19 protein-coding genes and 1 pseudogene are annotated in these 17184 nt (G+C 56.3%); 6 read left to right on the forward strand and 14 right to left on the reverse strand.

The window, feature by feature from the left end:
• Positions 1–7: 7 nt before the first annotated feature.
• From GH769_RS09450 to GH769_RS09485, 9 genes and pseudogenes are all read right to left on the reverse strand, one after another.
• Complete coding sequence (locus tag GH769_RS09450; RefSeq protein ID WP_014718383.1) at positions 8–835, reverse strand: SDR family oxidoreductase; 828 nt, start codon at positions 833–835, stop codon at positions 8–10.
• Positions 832–1974 carry an acyl-CoA/acyl-ACP dehydrogenase gene (locus GH769_RS09455; RefSeq protein ID WP_014718384.1) on the reverse strand — a complete coding sequence of 381 codons (1143 nt, stop codon included), beginning with the start codon at positions 1972–1974 and terminating at the stop codon, positions 832–834. The genes GH769_RS09450 and GH769_RS09455 overlap by 4 nt, the downstream gene beginning before the upstream one ends.
• 3 nt (positions 1975–1977) lie before the next feature.
• A complete protein-coding gene (locus GH769_RS09460) occupies positions 1978–2421 on the reverse strand; it encodes a type II toxin-antitoxin system RatA family toxin (protein ID WP_019820107.1) in 444 nt (147 codons plus the stop codon).
• A gap of 15 nt (positions 2422–2436) precedes the next feature.
• A complete protein-coding gene (locus GH769_RS09465) occupies positions 2437–3696 on the reverse strand; it encodes an aspartate aminotransferase family protein (protein WP_020301469.1) in 1260 nt (419 codons plus the stop codon).
• Positions 3693–4757 (reverse strand): SDR family oxidoreductase, encoded by a 1065-nt coding sequence (locus tag GH769_RS09470; RefSeq protein ID WP_072434674.1) that lies wholly within the window; start codon positions 4755–4757, stop codon positions 3693–3695. The genes GH769_RS09465 and GH769_RS09470 overlap by 4 nt, the downstream gene beginning before the upstream one ends.
• Positions 4758–4939: 182 nt before the next feature.
• Positions 4940–5668: an AraC family transcriptional regulator gene (locus GH769_RS09475; protein WP_019820103.1), complete on the reverse strand. Its 729-nt coding sequence runs from the start codon at positions 5666–5668 to the stop codon at positions 4940–4942.
• Positions 5669–6281: 613 nt separating this feature from the next.
• Positions 6282–6519 (reverse strand): annotated as a pseudogene (locus GH769_RS29045) (integrase); the annotation flags it as partial.
• Positions 6520–7232: 713 nt separating this feature from the next.
• The gene (locus GH769_RS09480) at positions 7233–7589 is read right to left on the reverse strand and encodes a type II toxin-antitoxin system RelE/ParE family toxin (RefSeq protein ID WP_029290773.1); all 357 of its coding nucleotides are present in this window, start codon (positions 7587–7589) and stop codon (positions 7233–7235) included.
• 2 nt (positions 7590–7591) lie between these two features.
• Positions 7592–7882 carry a type II toxin-antitoxin system ParD family antitoxin gene (locus GH769_RS09485; protein ID WP_029290775.1) on the reverse strand — a complete coding sequence of 97 codons (291 nt, stop codon included), beginning with the start codon at positions 7880–7882 and terminating at the stop codon, positions 7592–7594.
• 449 nt (positions 7883–8331) lie between these two features.
• On the opposite strand from GH769_RS09485, the gene GH769_RS09490 reads away from it, so the two are divergent.
• The 6 genes from GH769_RS09490 (at position 8332) to GH769_RS09515 (ending at position 12774) form a co-directional block, all read left to right on the forward strand.
• The gene (locus tag GH769_RS09490) at positions 8332–8892 is read left to right on the forward strand and encodes a TetR/AcrR family transcriptional regulator (protein WP_029290777.1); all 561 of its coding nucleotides are present in this window, start codon (positions 8332–8334) and stop codon (positions 8890–8892) included.
• A gap of 702 nt (positions 8893–9594) precedes the next feature.
• Positions 9595–10149, forward strand: a complete 555-nt coding sequence (locus GH769_RS09495) for an OsmC family protein (RefSeq protein WP_029290780.1) — start codon at positions 9595–9597, stop codon at positions 10147–10149.
• A gap of 72 nt (positions 10150–10221) precedes the next feature.
• Positions 10222–10995: an SDR family NAD(P)-dependent oxidoreductase gene (locus GH769_RS09500; protein ID WP_029290782.1), complete on the forward strand. Its 774-nt coding sequence runs from the start codon at positions 10222–10224 to the stop codon at positions 10993–10995.
• 92 nt (positions 10996–11087) lie between these two features.
• Positions 11088–11678: a TetR/AcrR family transcriptional regulator gene (locus tag GH769_RS09505; protein WP_029290784.1), complete on the forward strand. Its 591-nt coding sequence runs from the start codon at positions 11088–11090 to the stop codon at positions 11676–11678.
• 3 nt (positions 11679–11681) lie between these two features.
• Complete coding sequence (locus GH769_RS09510) at positions 11682–12380, forward strand: DsbA family oxidoreductase (RefSeq protein ID WP_029290786.1); 699 nt, start codon at positions 11682–11684, stop codon at positions 12378–12380.
• 64 nt (positions 12381–12444) lie between these two features.
• The gene (locus GH769_RS09515) at positions 12445–12774 is read left to right on the forward strand and encodes a co-chaperone YbbN (RefSeq protein WP_029290787.1); all 330 of its coding nucleotides are present in this window, start codon (positions 12445–12447) and stop codon (positions 12772–12774) included.
• Positions 12775–12803: 29 nt separating this feature from the next.
• On the opposite strand, the gene kefC is transcribed toward GH769_RS09515, so the two are convergent.
• From kefC to GH769_RS09540, 5 genes are all read right to left on the reverse strand, one after another.
• Positions 12804–14630 carry a glutathione-regulated potassium-efflux system protein KefC gene (kefC, locus tag GH769_RS09520; RefSeq protein WP_135196265.1) on the reverse strand — a complete coding sequence of 609 codons (1827 nt, stop codon included), beginning with the start codon at positions 14628–14630 and terminating at the stop codon, positions 12804–12806.
• Complete coding sequence (kefF, locus tag GH769_RS09525) at positions 14631–15152, reverse strand: glutathione-regulated potassium-efflux system oxidoreductase KefF (protein WP_029290789.1); 522 nt, start codon at positions 15150–15152, stop codon at positions 14631–14633.
• 108 nt (positions 15153–15260) lie between these two features.
• Entirely contained in the window at positions 15261–15479 is a 219-nt protein-coding gene (locus tag GH769_RS09530) for a 4-oxalocrotonate tautomerase family protein (RefSeq protein ID WP_029290791.1), read from the reverse strand.
• A gap of 30 nt (positions 15480–15509) precedes the next feature.
• Positions 15510–16616 carry an alkene reductase gene (locus GH769_RS09535; protein WP_029290793.1) on the reverse strand — a complete coding sequence of 369 codons (1107 nt, stop codon included), beginning with the start codon at positions 16614–16616 and terminating at the stop codon, positions 15510–15512.
• A 45-nt stretch (positions 16617–16661) separates the two neighbouring features.
• Complete coding sequence (locus tag GH769_RS09540; RefSeq protein ID WP_029290796.1) at positions 16662–16994, reverse strand: carboxymuconolactone decarboxylase family protein; 333 nt, start codon at positions 16992–16994, stop codon at positions 16662–16664.
• Between the last annotated feature and the right edge of the window lie 190 nt (positions 16995–17184).

A 17184-nucleotide genomic window follows, 5' to 3' on the forward strand; every position in this document is an offset into this window, starting at 1 on the left:
CGAGGGCTTACTCGATCAGTTCAGGGTTGAGCACCAGATGACCGCCACGCGTGAGCGTACGCAGGCGCATGGCGATAAAGGCATCGACCACGCTCGGCACGCTGCGCGCGGTGTACATGGCCAGCGTGCCCATGAACGTCAGCCCCCGGTTGCGCAGGCCATTTTTCTGGCAGGCGCGCACCAGGCCGTTCGCGGCGGCATCCAGTTTTTCTTCCAGGGACAGCAGGGTCTTGTCACCCCACTTGAAGGTCACCAGGCGTTTGACCGACAGGCCCACACGCTGCGCGGGCAAGTGGATCGCCGTGTCGATGAACCCCGGGTACACCGTGACCACGTCAAGCTCCCCGCGATACTGCATGCGCAGCACATCCGAATAAGCGCTCAGCGCCCGTTTGCTCGCAGCATAGGCGGCCACGTAGGGCGCATTCACCAGCGCGAACAATGAGGACACGTTGACCACTTTGCCGCGCTTTCGCAGTAGCCCCGGCAGGAACCCCGAAGTCAGTTGCCAAGGCGCGAACAGGTTGACGTCCACTGCGCGGGTCACCTCATCGGTGACCCCGGTTTCGCCGCGTTCCAGTGTCAGGGTGCCGGCGTTATTGACCAGAATGTCGATGTCGCCGAAATCGGTGCTGATAGCGCTGATCACGTTGGCCACGGCGTGGCGGTCACACAGGTCGACTTGATAAAACGCGTCCAGCAGGCCGCTGTCTTGCGGTGCGAGGATATCGAGGCCAATCACGGTGGCGCCCAGTCGCTTGAGCTTGCTGGCCGCGGCGAAACCCAGGCCGCGCGCGGTACCGGTGATAACAATGGTTTTTCCGAGCAGGTTCATGAGTGCGCTCCGGTCATGCTGAAGGTTGATGCTGACAGGTAGGTGTCAAGGTTGGTCGCCATCGAGATCCTGGCCGGTGGATGAAATTGCAAGCCGCGGCAGGCCATCAGTCCGTTGGAACTCAGGTTGCTGGTGATGAACGCCATCCCGCCCAACATGGCGTGGGCCTGGTCGGAGAGCTGGGCAAGCCGTTGCTCAATGCCGTAACGCACCAGCAGCAGACGGGCCAACACGTTAGGCAAGTCCTGTGGGTTACGCTCGATATCCAGGGCCGCGCCTTCCAGGGCACTGATCGCCAATTGCAGGTCGGCTGCCAGGTCCACGCGGTGATGCGCGGTCCAGCGAGCGGCGTCTGTGACCGACTCGATCAGGCTGGCGCAGGCACCCACATAAGATGCGCAGATCAACAGTTCGAACCAGATGAAACCCACGGTTTGCACGTCTCCCAGTTGGTGCGTGTAACCGGCGGAAAACACCATGCGCTCGGGCACCAGCACTTCGTTGAGGCGTACTTCGATGCTTTCTGCGCCGGCCAGGGCGCTGTTCTGCCAGAAAGGATTACGGCTGATGCCCGCTGCAGTGGCCGGAATCAATGCGACCATCAGCTCTTCGCCACCAGGGGTTTGGCGGATATAGCTGGCGGTGAGCAAGTCCATCGACTGCCCAAGGCAGCAGGGCTTCTTGCTGCCGCTGAGTAACACCCCGTCTGGGGTGTGCACTGCCTGCATGGCCGAGTCGAGAATGCCCGCTCCGGAGGTGCCCTCGGCAAACCCCGAAGACAGCAGCAAGCGGTTTTGCGCGACGGCGGCCAGCAACAGGCCTTCGGCGCCGCCGCCGTTTTGCGTGAGTGCCAATAGGCTCGCCACGGAAAACTGGTGCATGGTGCTGGCCACCGCCAGCGAGGGCGAGCGGGCGCCCAGGGCGATCTGCACATGCACCGCGTCAAGGATGTTCGCGCCCAGCCCGCCGGCTTCACGGTTGACCAGCAGACCTACCGGGCCATGTTGCTTGAACAGGGCGATGACCTCGCTCTGTGGCGCTTCGCGCTGGGCACTCGGAATGGCCGCCAAACGCTCGTCAAAACCCGGGGCGTAGCGTTCAAGCAAATCGCGTGAGCGATTGAGTAACGACAGTGACATGGTTCAGGCCTTCAAGTAGCTCGCCGGAAACAGGCCGGTGATGATCGAGTGGATGTTGTCCCGGATAGCTTGTTTAGCCACAGGGTCGAGCATGTCCGCGAGCATCGGCAGGCCCAGGTCGAAGCGTGATTTGAAGGTGATGATCGCGTCTTTGCCATCCGGCAAGACGTGCCAGGTGCCGGAGAAGTGATCGACGTCGCCGGCCATCTGCTCGAAATGAATCTCTCGGGTGTCGGCATTGAAGGTGTCACGCTCCTGCCACTTGAGAATGCCGCTGTGGAAGTTGACCTCCCAGGACGTGAACGACACCTGGTCGCTGACCTTGTTGATGCTGATATTGCGCACCGATTCGCAGAGCTCGACGTAGTTGCTGAAATCGCTGATCACCGCAAATACTTCATCAGCGCAGGCATGGGGGATATGGGCCTGCACGTTGACTTCTTGCATGGGGGGAAACTCCATTTAAAGGGATGGCATCGAAGTGGTCAGCGCCTGGGCGAAGCCTTCGATCAGCCAGTTGCAATCCTGGGCCGTCAGCAGTGGCGACGGCGTGAGCCTTAGCACCCGGTGGTCATTGAGCGAGTGGCACACAATGATGCGTTGCTCGATCAGCGCCATGACCATGTTGGCGGCGATTGAGGCCTCGGCGAATTCAAAGCCCAGCAGCAAGCCCGCGCTGCGCAGTTGCACGCGTTCGGCCAAGCCCTGTTGCTGCAACAGCGCGCTGAAGCGGGCGTGCAGGTCCTGGCCGAGCAGGCGGGCACGCGTGACCAGGTCTTCTTGCACCATCACTTGCAGCGTGGCCTGCACAGCCGCCATGGCCAGCGGGTTGGCGCCGAAGGTCGAGGTATGGACCGTAGGGTTGCGATTGAACGGCGCGTAGATCTCGGCGCGGGCCACCATGGCGCTCACCGGTACGCAGCCGCCGGACAGGCTTTTACCCACCAGCATGATGTCGGGCACCACCTGTTCCTGATCGCAGCCCCACCAATAGCCGGTGCGACCCAGGCCAGACTGGATTTCGTCGATAATCAGCACGGCGCCATATTGATCGCACAGTTGGCGCACGCGCCTGAGGTAGCCGGATGGCGGCAGGATCACCCCCGCTTCGGCCTGGATCGGTTCGAGGATCACACAAGCCTTGTCCGGCGATGCGCGCAGTTGCTGCTCCAGCGCGACGCTGTCGCCAAACGGCACGAACTCGCTGTTGCTGAGCAACCCGCTGAAAGGCTCTCGGTAGCTCTCGCGGCCAGTGACCGCGAGGGCGCCGAGGGTCTTGCCGTGGAAGCCTCCGAGCGTCGACAGCGTGCGGCGGCAACCGTTGAGGCGGGCGAGTTTCAAGCCGGCTTCGGTGGCCTCGGCGCCCGAGTTGCAAAAAAACACATAGTCCAGGTCACCCGGGCACAGTGCGGCCAGAGCGTGGGCAGCAAAGGCCTGTTGCGGGTTGAGCAACAACTTGCTGGCCAAAGGGTTTTGCTGCAGTTGCCGAGTAACCGCTTCCACGACGACCGGGTGGCCGTGCCCGAGGAAAAACACGCCATAGCCGCCTGCATCCAGGTATTGGCGGCCTTGCTCGTCGTAGATGTAGACGCCACGGCTGGACTGCTCGATTGGCAGGTTCATCAGCGACGCGAGGCGTGCGTAGCCTGAGTTGACGTGCTGGCGCAGGTATTGGTCGACCTGTGCGGCGTCGAGAGTAGGTTCGATAACAGTGTGGTTCATGCCACGCTCGCTTCTGTGGGCGTTGTCACCGGCTGCTTGAGCATGCGCGTCAGAGCCCCCAGCTTGGGCGCCAGGTGGTTGAGCGAGAGCAGCAACTCACGGCTGACGTCGCGTTGGCTGAATGCCGGCTCGCCGAGTAACTGCGGCAATGAAGTGGGCAGTGGCGTGCGCAGGCAGGCATAGCGGCACAACTGGGTGGCACGGGTCAGGGCGGCCTGGATATTGCCGCTCAGCGCCGGTAGAAATACCGGGCGGATCAACCGTTCATAAATGTCCGGCGCCATGCAGCGTGGCCGTGTGAAGGGTTGTTTCTGGGTGTCCATGGACTGGCACATCAGGTCCAGCAGACCCGTCAGATCCAGGGCCTGCGGGCCGCTTGTGAGAAAATAATCGTCGCCGATCAAACGCTGGTGCAGCGCGTTGGCGATCGCTCGCGCCGCGACGTCACGGGCGATCAGGTCGACATAGCCAGCAGGCGGGCAGGGCACGATGGGCAGCACGCCAGACATCATCAGCCCCATGGTCATATGGAAACCCTGGAAGTTGGGCATATGCCCGGTGCTGGCGTCGCCAATAATGATGGACGGACGAAAGATCGACACGTCGATGCCGGCCGAGCGCACCAGGGTTTCGGCCTGGCGCTTGGCGACTTCGTAAGGCGTTTCTGCTTGTACGCCTTCGTAATAGTCGCAGGGGTGAGTAAAGGCGGTGCTGATGTGATACAGCGGCACCTTGGCTTGCTGCACAAAGGCCACGACGTTTTCGGTGCCGAGGTAGTTAACCGAAAAAATCTGGTCGATATCACCGTCCAGTCGCGTCACCGCCGCGGCGTGGATCACCCAGTCGACACGCTCAACCAGCGCCGCATAAACGTCGCTGGCCAGGCCCAGGTCAGCGCTGCAAATATCACCCTTGAGCACTTCCACTCGGGGATCGCGGATACGGCTTTTGCGCGCCAGGCAGACCAAGTGAAAGTCCTCTGCCAGGCAGTCGATCAGTGACTCACCGAGCACCCCTGAGCCTCCAGTGAGAAGGACGGTTAATTTTTGCTGTGCTGACATGTAGGGCGCATCCTGCGGATTCATCGAAAGAATTCATGGTGCGTTTCGCCGAATCGCAGGCACAGGTGCCCCGGGCGAACACTCTTCTATTCACTTTCGGTGGCGCTGAGGTGCTCTGGGAGCCGGTGCTCAGCGCTTAACGTGGTCGCGAATAAGATGCGATTGATATTGGCGTTTTGATATCAGCGCGTCTTGAACGAAACGCTTGTCTTACGCAAAACCTCGGCGGCGGTGCGCGGCGTCATGCCAATCATGCGGCGCATCATGCGAGCCAGATGCGCCTGGTCGGAGAAGCCGCCGTCGGCAGCGGCGTCCGACAACGTCGACCCACCGGCGAGGGATTTGGAGGCGCGCTCCAATTTGTTCCAGATGATCCATTGGGAGAGGGAAACACCCATCTGGTGGGTGGCGACGCAGCGCAAGCGCGGGCTGGACAACCCCACCGCTTGGGCTGCGCGACTGACGCAACCAGGGCCGTCGCGGTCAAGGCGCAAAATATTCAGCGCTTTGTAGAGCCTGTGGTCGATCGGCGGGGTAATTGCCAGCAGCCGCGAGAGGGCGTCGACAAAGTGCGACAGGGACGTGCTCCGGCGAAAACACTCCAGCAGTTCGTCACTGGCCAGGGCGATGCCATCGTCTTGCAGCAACGCATTGAGCGCACGGCCCAACGCCGTGTCCGGGCTGACATACAAAAATGCCACCGGATGACTTTCGGCCACGGCACGGTGTTCGACGTTGGGACCGATGATCACGCCTGCCGCACGGATCACCTTTCCCGGCAGCTCCAGGGTGGCGGGTTGGCCTACGCCGATGCACAGTTGGATGGCGACATGGGAGTGAGCAGTGTTTTGATCGGCACGGCCAATGTAACCGGCCCATGAGTCGCCAAAAGTAACGCTGCCATCCCACATTTGAAGTCTTCCTTGACGTGTTGGGTGATTGTTCGACGCGTGCAGGGTAGGCCTGTGCAGGTCTGGATTCAAGCGTGGGTTACCGGCATAACGCCGCACGCATGCCGGACTTTCGACGCTTAGAGGCTATCGGGTCGCCAAAGGAGCCCCCTTTGCTCTGCAAAAACGCTTTGACCTGGGGGAGCTGCGAATTGGGCATGGGATCAATCGCCGGCATAATGCCTGTTTTTACCGCAAGGACGCACGGACGCCATGTTAAAACCAGGCCTGCCTTCTTTTGTTTTTCTTCACCCTCACGGGCTGTCAGAGCCTGCTTCGACCTGCTGATTACGATTCCCTCCACGTTGGCTTTCGCTGCATGGGGCTTGCCGGTATAGAGCCCTTCAACCGAGACAACTTGCCCGTGGTGATTGTGCCAATTGAACCGCTCCCTGAGGGCCCTCCTGAATGCGTACCTGCGGGTGCACAAGTGCGTAAGCGCACCCTGTTCTGGTGGCTGCTGGGAGTAGGCGCGGTCATTGCCCTGACGTGTGGGGGCTGGTGGTGGGTATAGCCGGTATCCACCGTTCTTCTTTTCGTGTTTGAACCCCGTAATAAACAAGTACACCGTCAAGAGCAATTGAGCCCGTGCGTACACTGCTCCGAGCGCAGCCGGCATTCGGTGGGATAAAGACAGTTCAAGCACGATAGGATCTATACCCAAATGCTCGTGTGCAATGGTCCTGTAGGGCACGAAAGCCATGGGCCGTCATGTTGTACTCCGGCCAGATGCGCTGAAAAGACTTGAGCATAGAGGTCGGGTTTATGGGACGTCCCGGATAGACCGGAGAGACGAACACCCAGCCTTTGCCTACTGACTGCGCAATCGTTGGATTTAGACAGACGACGATGGACTGAAATAACCAATAAATTATTGTTATAAAACGGGTTTATGGAATTTAGTGGAATTCTATTACAGGCTATCGGGGTCCCCGAAAAACATTTTGACTAGGCTCTAGATCGGTATTTACAGGCTGGAAAAAACAAATTTTGCCCCCAGTTTTGCCCCCAATTGCACAGGGTGGGCGAGCGATCGCGAATGGCTATTTCTGACCCGGAGCGGGGTGGCCGTGACTGGCATTCAGTGCGCCTTTGTGTACTGGATGACCAACCCGAATCTGGAAAATTCTTGGTCGTTAGATGAGTCGATATCCTTAATCGGAGTTGTCCGGGCCGCCTTTCAGCACCTGTCCTGAAATTGGCAGCGTGAAATGCTCATGCTCTGCGAGATGTTGCAATGGCGCCGGTCGCCAGAGAGATCGATCCGCGTGTCCATCGACAACCGGAGCGTAATGCCAGGCGCCTGGCCACGGAAAGCGCTTAAGAAGCGGTTGTTCGGTATTGAAAGTGGCAGGCAACGTTGCGCATCGTGCTTCTGGTGGTGGGTCTCGATAATCCGGTCGGGCCCATAACTTCCCGCTTCAATTGGCCACTGAGTCGGCGGGCAGCGAAGGCGCTCAGGTTGCATGTTGAGGCGGGCGCCTTACCTTCGCTGTTCATGGACAGCTAAGCCTTTGGGCCAGGATCAGTCATTAGGCAAGTGCAATTGCACTTCCATGGCGTCATGAAGGAGTCGGACGACCTCGATCACGTCGTCGCTTGCTACACGATAAAACACGATATGGCGTGGGCTTTTGACCGCCCCATGGGGCTGTTTGGCCTGCTGGCGTGAATAGATGAGGTGATAGCTGCGAAGGCCCGGTGCCAGCTCACCGCGTTCGTAGCTGCCAATGCGATAAGGCGTGTCGGCAATCGCTTGCAGCGCGGCGAGGATTAGCGCCTGATACCGCTGGCGTGCTTGATCGCCGAACTGCGTCTGGGAGAGCCTGAGGATGTCGACAATGTCGGCGCGCGCCGCGTTGGAAATCCGATACTGCGACATGCTCAGTGTTTCTCGCGCGCGGGTAGGGTTGCCTCCAGGCTCAAGCCCTCGAGGTAGTGCTCCAGATCCCCTTCGTTCAACTTAGTAAAGCGCCCTTGCTCAAGGTCCATGATGCCGATAGAGGTCGCCTGACGCAGGGCCTCAATTTTGGCGGTGTCTTCGGCGACGCGCTGTTCCAATAGCCGCAAACCTTCTCGCATCACTTCGCTGGCATTCTGATAACGGCCGGACTGCACCAGGTCATGGATAACCTGTTCCTGGTGAGGGGTGAGTACAACGTTTCGCGTCGCCATGATTAGCTCCAGCTCTGGACATACAGGTCCTTTCGACTATTGGCATATTATGCCATTTTACCTGCCAGCACATAGTTTGGGACTTGTATCTGACGAACTGTGTCGTGCGGGGTCATCCTTCGCGCCGAACAGCGCGTGCTGGCTCCGGACTGCATGCGCACAGAGTTCAAAGGATGTAGCAGGCGGGGCGTTGAGGGCCGTTTGATTCGTGTGGGCCTTGAGGCCTCAGCCTGGACAAGCCCTGCTTGATGTGTCCGGCGTTCTCACCGATCGTTTGAACGCGCCGCGGACGTTTGTCCTATGCCGCGTTTCCGTACAGGCCTCAAGATGGAAGAAGCATTCCGCAGGAGGCACAAAGTATAGGCAGCTCAGTACTTTGCAAGGCGAACGCTGTCTTATGAGGTGTGACTAATTTATGATGTCTAGATGATAAATTTGGATACACGATCATGAGTACACGTTCAGACCTTTTGACCAGCGCCGAGGTTCTGCTGCGCACGAAAGGCTATGCGGCCTTCAGCTATGCCGACCTTGCGGACGACATCGGCATTAAAAAAGCGAGTATTCACCATCACTTCCCGACCAAGGAAGGCTTGGCAATTGCCATCGTCGAGAGCTACCTGTTCCGGTTTAAAAAGCAGCTGGACGCTATCAATGATGAACACGTCAGTGTTGTCGACCGGCTGAATGCGTTCGCCTTGATGTTCGCACACAGCAGTCTAAACGGGATGCTCCCACTCTGTGGAGCCCTCGCCGCAGAGCTTCTGGCCCTGCCTGAAAGCCTCAAAGAAATGACAAAGGATTTCTTTGAGATCCATCTCACTTGGCTCCAAGCAAACATTAAGCAGGGTCAAGATCGAGGAGAGCTTAAAGCCGACCTGGATGTAATCAGAGTTTCAAGGTTCATATTGAATACTTTGGAAGGTGCGAGCTTTGTTTCTTGGGCGATGAGCGATGATTACGAGAAATCTTCGGGATTTGATTTGATTTTATCTACCCTTCGTCACTGAAAGCTCTAGCAAGCACACTTATCGACTCTATCGCTGCATTCCCTTTCCAGGGGGCATCTTTCATCGCTGTATCTTTAGTACATCTTTCAAAAGCTTCTCGATTTGGTCGCCTGCCAAGAGCAGGCGGCCTTGAGTTATTTGATTCAGGGCCGCGTGCCGATCTACGCTTGTATCAATTAGTGCAGACTAAAATCCACCGAATAGATCACTCGGTATTATCTGGTGTGCGGTAGATTTGCAGCCAATGACGCGAAGGCTTGCTTGTAGGCGGCGCTTTTTCGTGATCGCGAATTGTACAGTACCGTCCATGCTTAGCGACGACCGCGCTCTTGGCTGCGTTCAAAGTGACTTCTTGAAACGAACCTCCATCTCGCCCCAACACGTGCCCTGGTGCATAAGCAGCCATAAAACCTCCCTGATTTTTATCCATGTGGTGACGGCCTTATGCCATCAATTCGTACGATCACACAAATTTCACCCGATGCATAGAGGTGTGAAAGATCGTTTCATGGCGTCGCTTTCGAAGTGACTCTGTTGGTCACGACACTCACTGTGTTGTCATCAATATTCCCAATTCCTCTATGCAGCCTAGCTTTTCAAAACTATTGGTATCGTCACCTCTCTTGTAAACCAACCTACTACTTGGTAGGCTTGTTTCTCTTCCGGTCTAATCGTCCGGCTTATCTGAAGAGGAACGTCCACATGAGCAGCAACCTGAATGGTATCGATGTCGCCGCACTCCAGAATTTCGCCGAAGGCGTTGCTGGTGATGCGACCAAGCGCCACGCAAGCTTCAACGTTAAAACCGCTTGGAAGGGTCAGACCCGTTCTGTAGCCAAAGTCAGCCGTTACAGCTTGGCCGGTGAGACCTATTCCCGCGATTTTGAAATTGCAGCCGATGAGCCGAATGAATTGCTGGGCGAGAACACCGCGCCCAACCCTCAGGAGCTGCTGATGGCTGCTCTAAACGCCTGCATGTCGGTCGGCTATGCCGCCAATGCCGCAATGATGGGCATCAAGATTCACAGCCTGGAAATTGAGACCGACGGCACTCTCGACCTGCGTGGCTTCCTGGGGATCGACGAAAGCGTTAACCCAGGCTACGACGAGGTGAGTGTCGTGATTCGCCTGCACACAGATGCTTCGCGTGAGCGTGTTGAGGAGCTGCACAACGTGGTGCTCAAGACTTCGGTCAACTACGCCAACTTCTCTAAAGCCATCCGCATGCTCCCTAAGCTCGAAGTCATCGAAGGCTAACTGTCCTGGTCACAGGTCAGCACGGCACCTGGCCGCTGACCACCTCTCACTTATCTGATACCGGAGTCTGTAATGGACGATTTTTTTAAAGGCAAAAAACTGTTGGTCGTCGGCGGCACGAGCGGCATGGGTCTGGAAACAGCGCGCCAGTTTTTAAAGGCGGGTGGCAGCGTGGTTCTCACCGGCAGTAAACAGGATAAAGCCGATGCTGTGCGCGCCGAGCTGAGTCCGCTGGGGAACGTATCAGTGATCGTTGCCAACCTCATGACCGAGGAAGGGATGAATCATGTACGCAGCGAAATCAATGCCAACCACAGTGACATCGGCTTTATGGTGAACTCTGCAGGCATATTCATTCCGAAGCCTTTCATCGAGCACGATGAGGCTGACTACGACATGTACCTGGATCTGAACCGCGCCACATTCTTTATCACGCAGGCAGTGGTCAAAAATATGCTTGCTGCCAAGCGCGAAGGCTCCATTGTCAACGTCGGTTCGATTGGCGCGCAAGCTGCGCTGGCCGGCTCTCCAGCAACTGCTTATTCGATGGCCAAGGCGGGCCTGCACGCAGTCACTCGAAACCTGGCAATTGAATTGGCTCACTCAGGTATCCGAGTCAATGCCGTTTCGCCTGGCATCGTTCACACCTCGATCTATGAAGGCTTCATGGACAAGGAAGCGATCCCGGATGCGATGAAGTCGCTAAACGATTTCCACCCACTGGGTCGAGTCGGTGTTCCTGAAGACGTCGCCAATACCATCCTCTTCTTACTATCCGATAAAACCTCCTGGGTGACCGGTGCTATCTGGGATGTTGATGCAGGGGTGATGGCGGTACGTGCCTAAACACCGAGGCAAGCGCTGCGTGAAGCGCCTCTCATTGGGGCGCGTTCCAGCAGTTGCTTCGGTGACAAGGGTGCTGGCTGTAGGAGTTTCAAATGTCTATCACGACAAAAGCCGCGCTGCTGAGCTACGCGGAAACCCAGATGCGCTCAAAGGGTTACTCAGCGTTCAGTTACGCGGATCTCGCAGCGAAAGTCGGTATTAGAAAAGCCAGTATTCACCATCACTTTCCTACCAAGGAGTGCTTAGGCGCGGAGCTTATCAACGACTACATCGCTCGGTTCAACGAGACGTTGGTGTCAATCGAGATCATGCATCCCGAGCCACAGCAGCGCTTACAGGCTTTTTCCCGACTTTTCGTGATAAGCGCGAATGAGGGGCTGCTGCCGTTATGCGGCGCCTTGGCGGCAGAAATGGCTGCGTTGCCTTTGTCGCTCCAAGGCCTCACAAGGGACTTCTTCAATTCGCAGCTCACCTGGCTCCAAAGCACCCTCAATGACGCAGTCCGGCAGCACAGCTGGTTGCTGGGAACATCTGTTGAGCACTTCGCTTTCATGCTGCTGAGCATGCTGGAGGGAGCAAGTCTCATTGATTGGACACTGGGTCGCTCAGCCGACCCGTTGGCTGGCTTTAACCATCTGCTTGAAATAGCCGCAATGCAATCTTCACTTCTCCGTGCAGGATAAATTATGCAAACCCCTTCGAAAAAATATGTAGTCGATATCTGGTCTGATTATGTGTGTCCTTGGTGCTGGATTGCCAAGCGTCGTTTTGAAAAAGCGCTCGAAAACTTCCCGCAGAAAGACGATGTACAGGTCAACGTTCGGGCCTATCGACTGGCTGCAAATCACGCCCCTGAACCGATGGTCGCAGCACTGAAACGTAAGCTCGGCAACCCAGATTCCGCAGCAGCGATGATGAACACTGTGAGTAAATATGGCCAGGCCGACGGGCTGGATTACCGCTTCGACACTATGATGTTCGGCGATACTGCTGATGCTCATGTCTTGGTGAAAGCGGTTGAAGACGGGGCAGTGAAAAAGCGCCTTGTGGAAGCGCTGTACGAAAAAAGCACCAGCCACGGTAAGTCACTTTTTGATCGCGCCAGCTTGGCGGTGATTGCGAAAGATGCAGGTGTGTCGGATGCGGCAATTCAATTGGCGTGGTCATCTGTAGAACTGCGCGTAGAGATGGAAGCGGATGAGCATTTCGCCGCCCAGTTGGGTTCTGGCGTGCCTCTCTTTGTCTTCAACGAAGAATTCTCTGTTTCCGGTGCACAACCTGAAGCTGCTTTTCTTGACGCGCTCAATCAAATGGTAGAAAGCGCGAAAGTCGACGATAGCTCATTGATAGGCCAAGTCTGCGGCGTCGATGGCTGCAAAGTTTGATCGGCAACGGAACGTGGCACTCACAAGGTGCCCCCTTTTCCTTAATACAACACGTGAGACCCAAATGAGCCGTATCGTTGAGTTGAGCGCTCCCCAATTTGCCCGCTTTGTTGCCAAAGGCAGCAGTGTCGTACTGTTCTCAGCATCTTGGTGCAAACCTTGTAAAGAGATGAAGCCAGTCTTCGTGGACTTGGAAGCAAAGCTCCATGCTCTGGCAGTGTTTGGAAAAATTGATATTGCGGTATCACCGACGATTGCGCAGATGTATGGCATTCGTACTGTGCCGTCCTTGGCAGTGTTCCACGAAGGCCGATTGTTGAAAGTCTTCGCCGGGTCTAAATCAGTTTCAGCCTTGAAAAAAGCAATCGTCACTGAGCTGGAGGACGCTAGCTAAACAAGCATCCTCCTCGACCGGTAAGTCAGTCAGCTATCTGACTCGCTGCGTGGAAGGCTCACCTTTCCTGGGCCTGCGTCAATTGGATGAGCGCGATCTTCATTGAATATTTCCGTTAGTAAAGCGTTGGCTCGTTTGTAAGCGTCGTACTTGAATTCGGTATCGTCCTCGGGCTGAGCGGCCATCTCTTCTAGCATTTCCAAGTTAAGGCGACGGAATCGATCCGCACGCTCACGAGCTTCGTAGCGTCCTATCCCGAGTTGCTCCAAAGCCCTGCGCCCCAGGGACAATGCGCTTTCAAATGTCTCTCGCTCGACTTCTTCCACACCCATCTGACGTAGGGTAATGATGTGCCCCATATCTCGAGCGCGCACCACCAGTTTTAGGGATGGAAAATGCTCCTGGGCCAACTTGGTCAGTGCCAGGTTATCGTGTTGATTATCGATGGCGTTGATCAGCACCACGGCTTGGGCAGCACCCGCAGCGTGCAGTAAATCGAGGCGGGTGGCATCCCCATAGAACACCTTGACCCCGAACTTACGCAGCGTCTCGATATGGTCTGGATCATGATCCAAGACCACTACCTCAAAACCACAGGACATCAACAGACGCCCAGCGATCTGACCGAATCGACCGAAGCCAGCAATGATGACCCGAGGATTGCTCTGATCAATGGTGTCAGCTTCATTACTGCCCTGTTTGCTCGACGACTCCAGGTGATTGAGTAAAAGGATCAACAAAGGCGTCACGCACATGGACAACGCCACCGCTAGCGTCAGGCTCTTACCCCAAGGGTCGACCAGGATGCCGGCGACGGTCGCTGCGCCAAATACTACAAAGGCAAACTCACTGCCTTGGCCAAGGAACACCGCCTGCCATGAACGCTGGTCACTTGGGACATTCAGGAAGCGACCCAGGAGCTTGATCACGAGCAGCTTGATCAGGATGAAGCCCAAGGTCAAGGTGATGACTTTCAGCGGCGAATCGATCAGCGTGCCGAAGTCAATCGACATCCCTACACCGATAAAGAACAGACCCAGCAAAAGTCCTTTGAAGGGTTCGATATCGCTTTCCAGAGCATGCCGATACTCCGAGCTGGCCAACAGGACGCCGGCTAAGAAAGCGCCCATGGCCATGGATAAGCCGGCCTCTTCCAACAAGAGGCCGAACCCGAACACCAAGAACAGTGCGACGGCACTAAAGATTTCTCTCAGGCCTGAGCGCGCTACAAAGCGAAGGACGGGCCGAGAGACGTACTGACCCAAGAGAACCACTGCGACAATTGCACCTACGATTTTGGCAATGGACAGGGCCAACTCTGCACCGGAAGGCGTACCACCATTTGCGGCCAGCAGTGGGATCATTGCTACTAAGGGAATGGCTGCGATGTCCTGGAAAAGCAACACGGCAAAGCTGCTGCGACCCACAGCGGTCGAGGTCATATTTCGTTCGTTCATGGCCTGCATGGCGATAGCAGTCGAAGACAGGCTCAACGTCAGCCCGACCAACAGCGCAGCCGTCCAATTCAACCCAAGTGCAGCGCAGAAAACTGCGATGGCCGCACCGCATGCCAGCATCTGTAAAGCGCCGCCGCCGAAAACCATGCGGCGCATAGCCCAAAGACGCTTGGGGTCGAGCTCGAGACCAATGATGAACAGCATCAACACCACGCCAATTTCAGCAAAGTGCAGGATGGACTCGACATCGGTCACAAGCTTTAAACCCCATGGGCCGATCAGGCAGCCGGCTATCAGGTAGCCTAAAACCGGGCCGAGCCCTAACCGGACGGCAATTGGGACTATCAAGGCAGCCGAGCCCAGGTAGATAAGCATTTCAATCAGACTGTGAGTGTCCATTCAATCTTCCCTCCATGACGTCAGGCGCTCGCCATAATTCCGGATCTGTTTAAGCAATGCGGTTTGATCTGCTCTGTAAGCACCATGGACTGCGACTGGACTCAACCAACGCATCCCGCAGTAATTCGCCGTCGCCTGAATGGGCTGGGACAGCACCGCAAAACCTGGGTGGTCGCCGCCTTCAAAATGATCATGCTCTCCGCCAGTAGTCACGGCCCACAGCATTTTTTTGTTTTTCAAGGCAGTAGCGCCCGCGCCGTAGGCCCAGCCCTGTGTGAAAACCTTATCGATCCACAGCTTCAAGAGAGGTGGGTAGCTATACCAGTACAGAGGGTGTTGCAGAACGAGGAGATCTGCCTGTTCCACCGCCCTCTGCTCAGCTTCAACGTCGATATTGAAATCGGGGTACATGTCGTACAGCGAACGGATTGCGACATCGGGATTGTTGGCTGCCAGCTTGAGCATCAACATGTTGACGTTAGATTTATCAGGGTAAGGATGGGCGTAGATGATCAGAATCACGGAGTAGTCCCCACAAACCTGGCGTTCTTTAAGAACGGAAAAAGCTCCCTGTTCGTTGAGCATAACCGCACTCAACGAACAGGGAGCTAATGACCTGAAGGAGAAGCCTTACTGACCGGCTTGCAGCTTCAATACTTCCTGCGCGGTCACAGGTTTGCCACCAATACCCCAGTCTCCACTTTTCACCTCTTCGAAGATGACCCACGTGAGGGCGCGCATATTTTCGCCTTCAACCGACACCATAGCGTCAGTCACTTTGCGAATCACTTCAGCCTTTTGTTCGTCGGAAAAAACGCCTTCAATCCCTTTGATAGTTACGAGTGGCATGGTGTTCTCCTAAATGTTTGTGAAGGAATATCAGGCTTTGGCGGCTGCGTATTCCGGATAGTCGGTGTAGCCCTTATCAATCGAACCGCTTACGCCGTAGTAGGTCGCGCGATCACCCTCGGCCAATGGCCAATCGTTCTGCATACGCTCTACCAAATCAGGGTTGGCAATGTAGGCTGTGCCAAAAGCAATCAGATCTAGCTCGCCTTTAACCAGCTCAGACTCTGCGATCTCTTTGGTGAAGCCGCCCGCAGCCATCAAGGTGCCCTTGTACGCTTCACGGAATGCAGCGCCGAAACCTGGTGGCGTTTGCGCGGCGAGGATGGTCGGTTGGTAGTTCAGGTGAACAAATGCCAGCTCTCTTTCGTTGAGGGCAGCTGCCATGCTCATCCAGGTTTCTTCTTCGCCTTCGTACACACCGAAGTCGTAGAGGCGACCAAAAGGAGAGAAGCGCACACCGATCTTAGATCCGCCGATTTCAGCAGCAATCGCGTCAATGGTTTCCAGAAGGAAGCGCTGACGGTTGGCAATGGAGCCACCGTACTGGTCTGTCCGAGTGTTTAGGGCGCTGCTCAGGAATTGGTCGAACAGGAAGCCGTTGGCTGCCATGATTTCGATACCGTCAAAGCCGGCGTCCATGGCCATCCGTGCGGACTTCACGAAGTCAGCGATGACGCGTTTCACTTCTGCAGTTTCCAGCGCACGTGGAGAGCTGGGCTGTACAGGGCCAGATTTGCCTGGCTCGATCCAGGCATACACCGTGGTGTCCACCGCAGGCACCGTGCCCGAGGAGACTGGCACCATGCCGTGTACCGAGGTGTGGGACATACGGCCTACGTGCCAGAGCTGCGCAAAAATCTTCCCGCCCTTGGCGTGCACCGCGTCAGTCACTTTGCGCCAGCCTGGTAAGTGCACATCTTCGTAAATGCCAGGGGTGTACAGATAGCCGCGAGCCTCATCGGAAATCGGCAGACCTTCGGTGATCAGCAAACCTGCAGAAGCACGTTGCGCGTAGTACAGCGCGTTGGACTCATTGGGAATGTTGTTCAAGGTTCGTGTGCGAGTCATAGGGGCCATGACAACGCGGTTTTTCAAAGAAATACCGGCCAGATCGTAAGGAGTGAACAGCTTATTCATGGTTAATCTCGACGTCGTTGAAGGGGAAGAAAATCGGCGTTTGAGTTAGGACTTATCGAACGCGTCGAGTACGTGGGTGCTGTAAACCATCGCAGCACCAGCATTCATGTTGATGGCTACGCCTAAGGCTTCAGCTACCTCTTCGCTGGTTACACCGAGCTTCTTGGCTTCTGCTGCGTGGAAGGCAATGCAGCCGTCGCAGCGGGTCGTCACGGCCACTGCAAGGGAGATGAGCTCGCGAGTCTTGGCGTCCAGATGGTTGGTTTTCCCACCGGCGGCGCCGAGTGCGGCCATGCCTTTCATCGTTTCCGGCGACAGGCCGTTGAGCTCTACCAAACGAGTATTGATGTCTTTGCGGGTTTGCTTCCAATCTTGCATGGGATTCTCACAGGGATGGCGTTGTTTGTAGTGATTTAAAACACTAAACAAAGCTACCATCCAGTTGGTAGGTTTTCAACGGTTCTGTGGTGATTTTCACTATCAACGCAATCGAATAAACGGTTTATTGTTTGTTTTATGAAAGAGGTTGCGAGCGGCACGTTGGAAGAGCGGCTGTATCAACTCTCAT

Origin of the sequence: Pseudomonas sp. CFSAN084952 (assembly GCF_009648855.1) — a bacterium.
GTDB classification, from domain to species: domain Bacteria; phylum Pseudomonadota; class Gammaproteobacteria; order Pseudomonadales; family Pseudomonadaceae; genus Aquipseudomonas; species Aquipseudomonas paracarnis.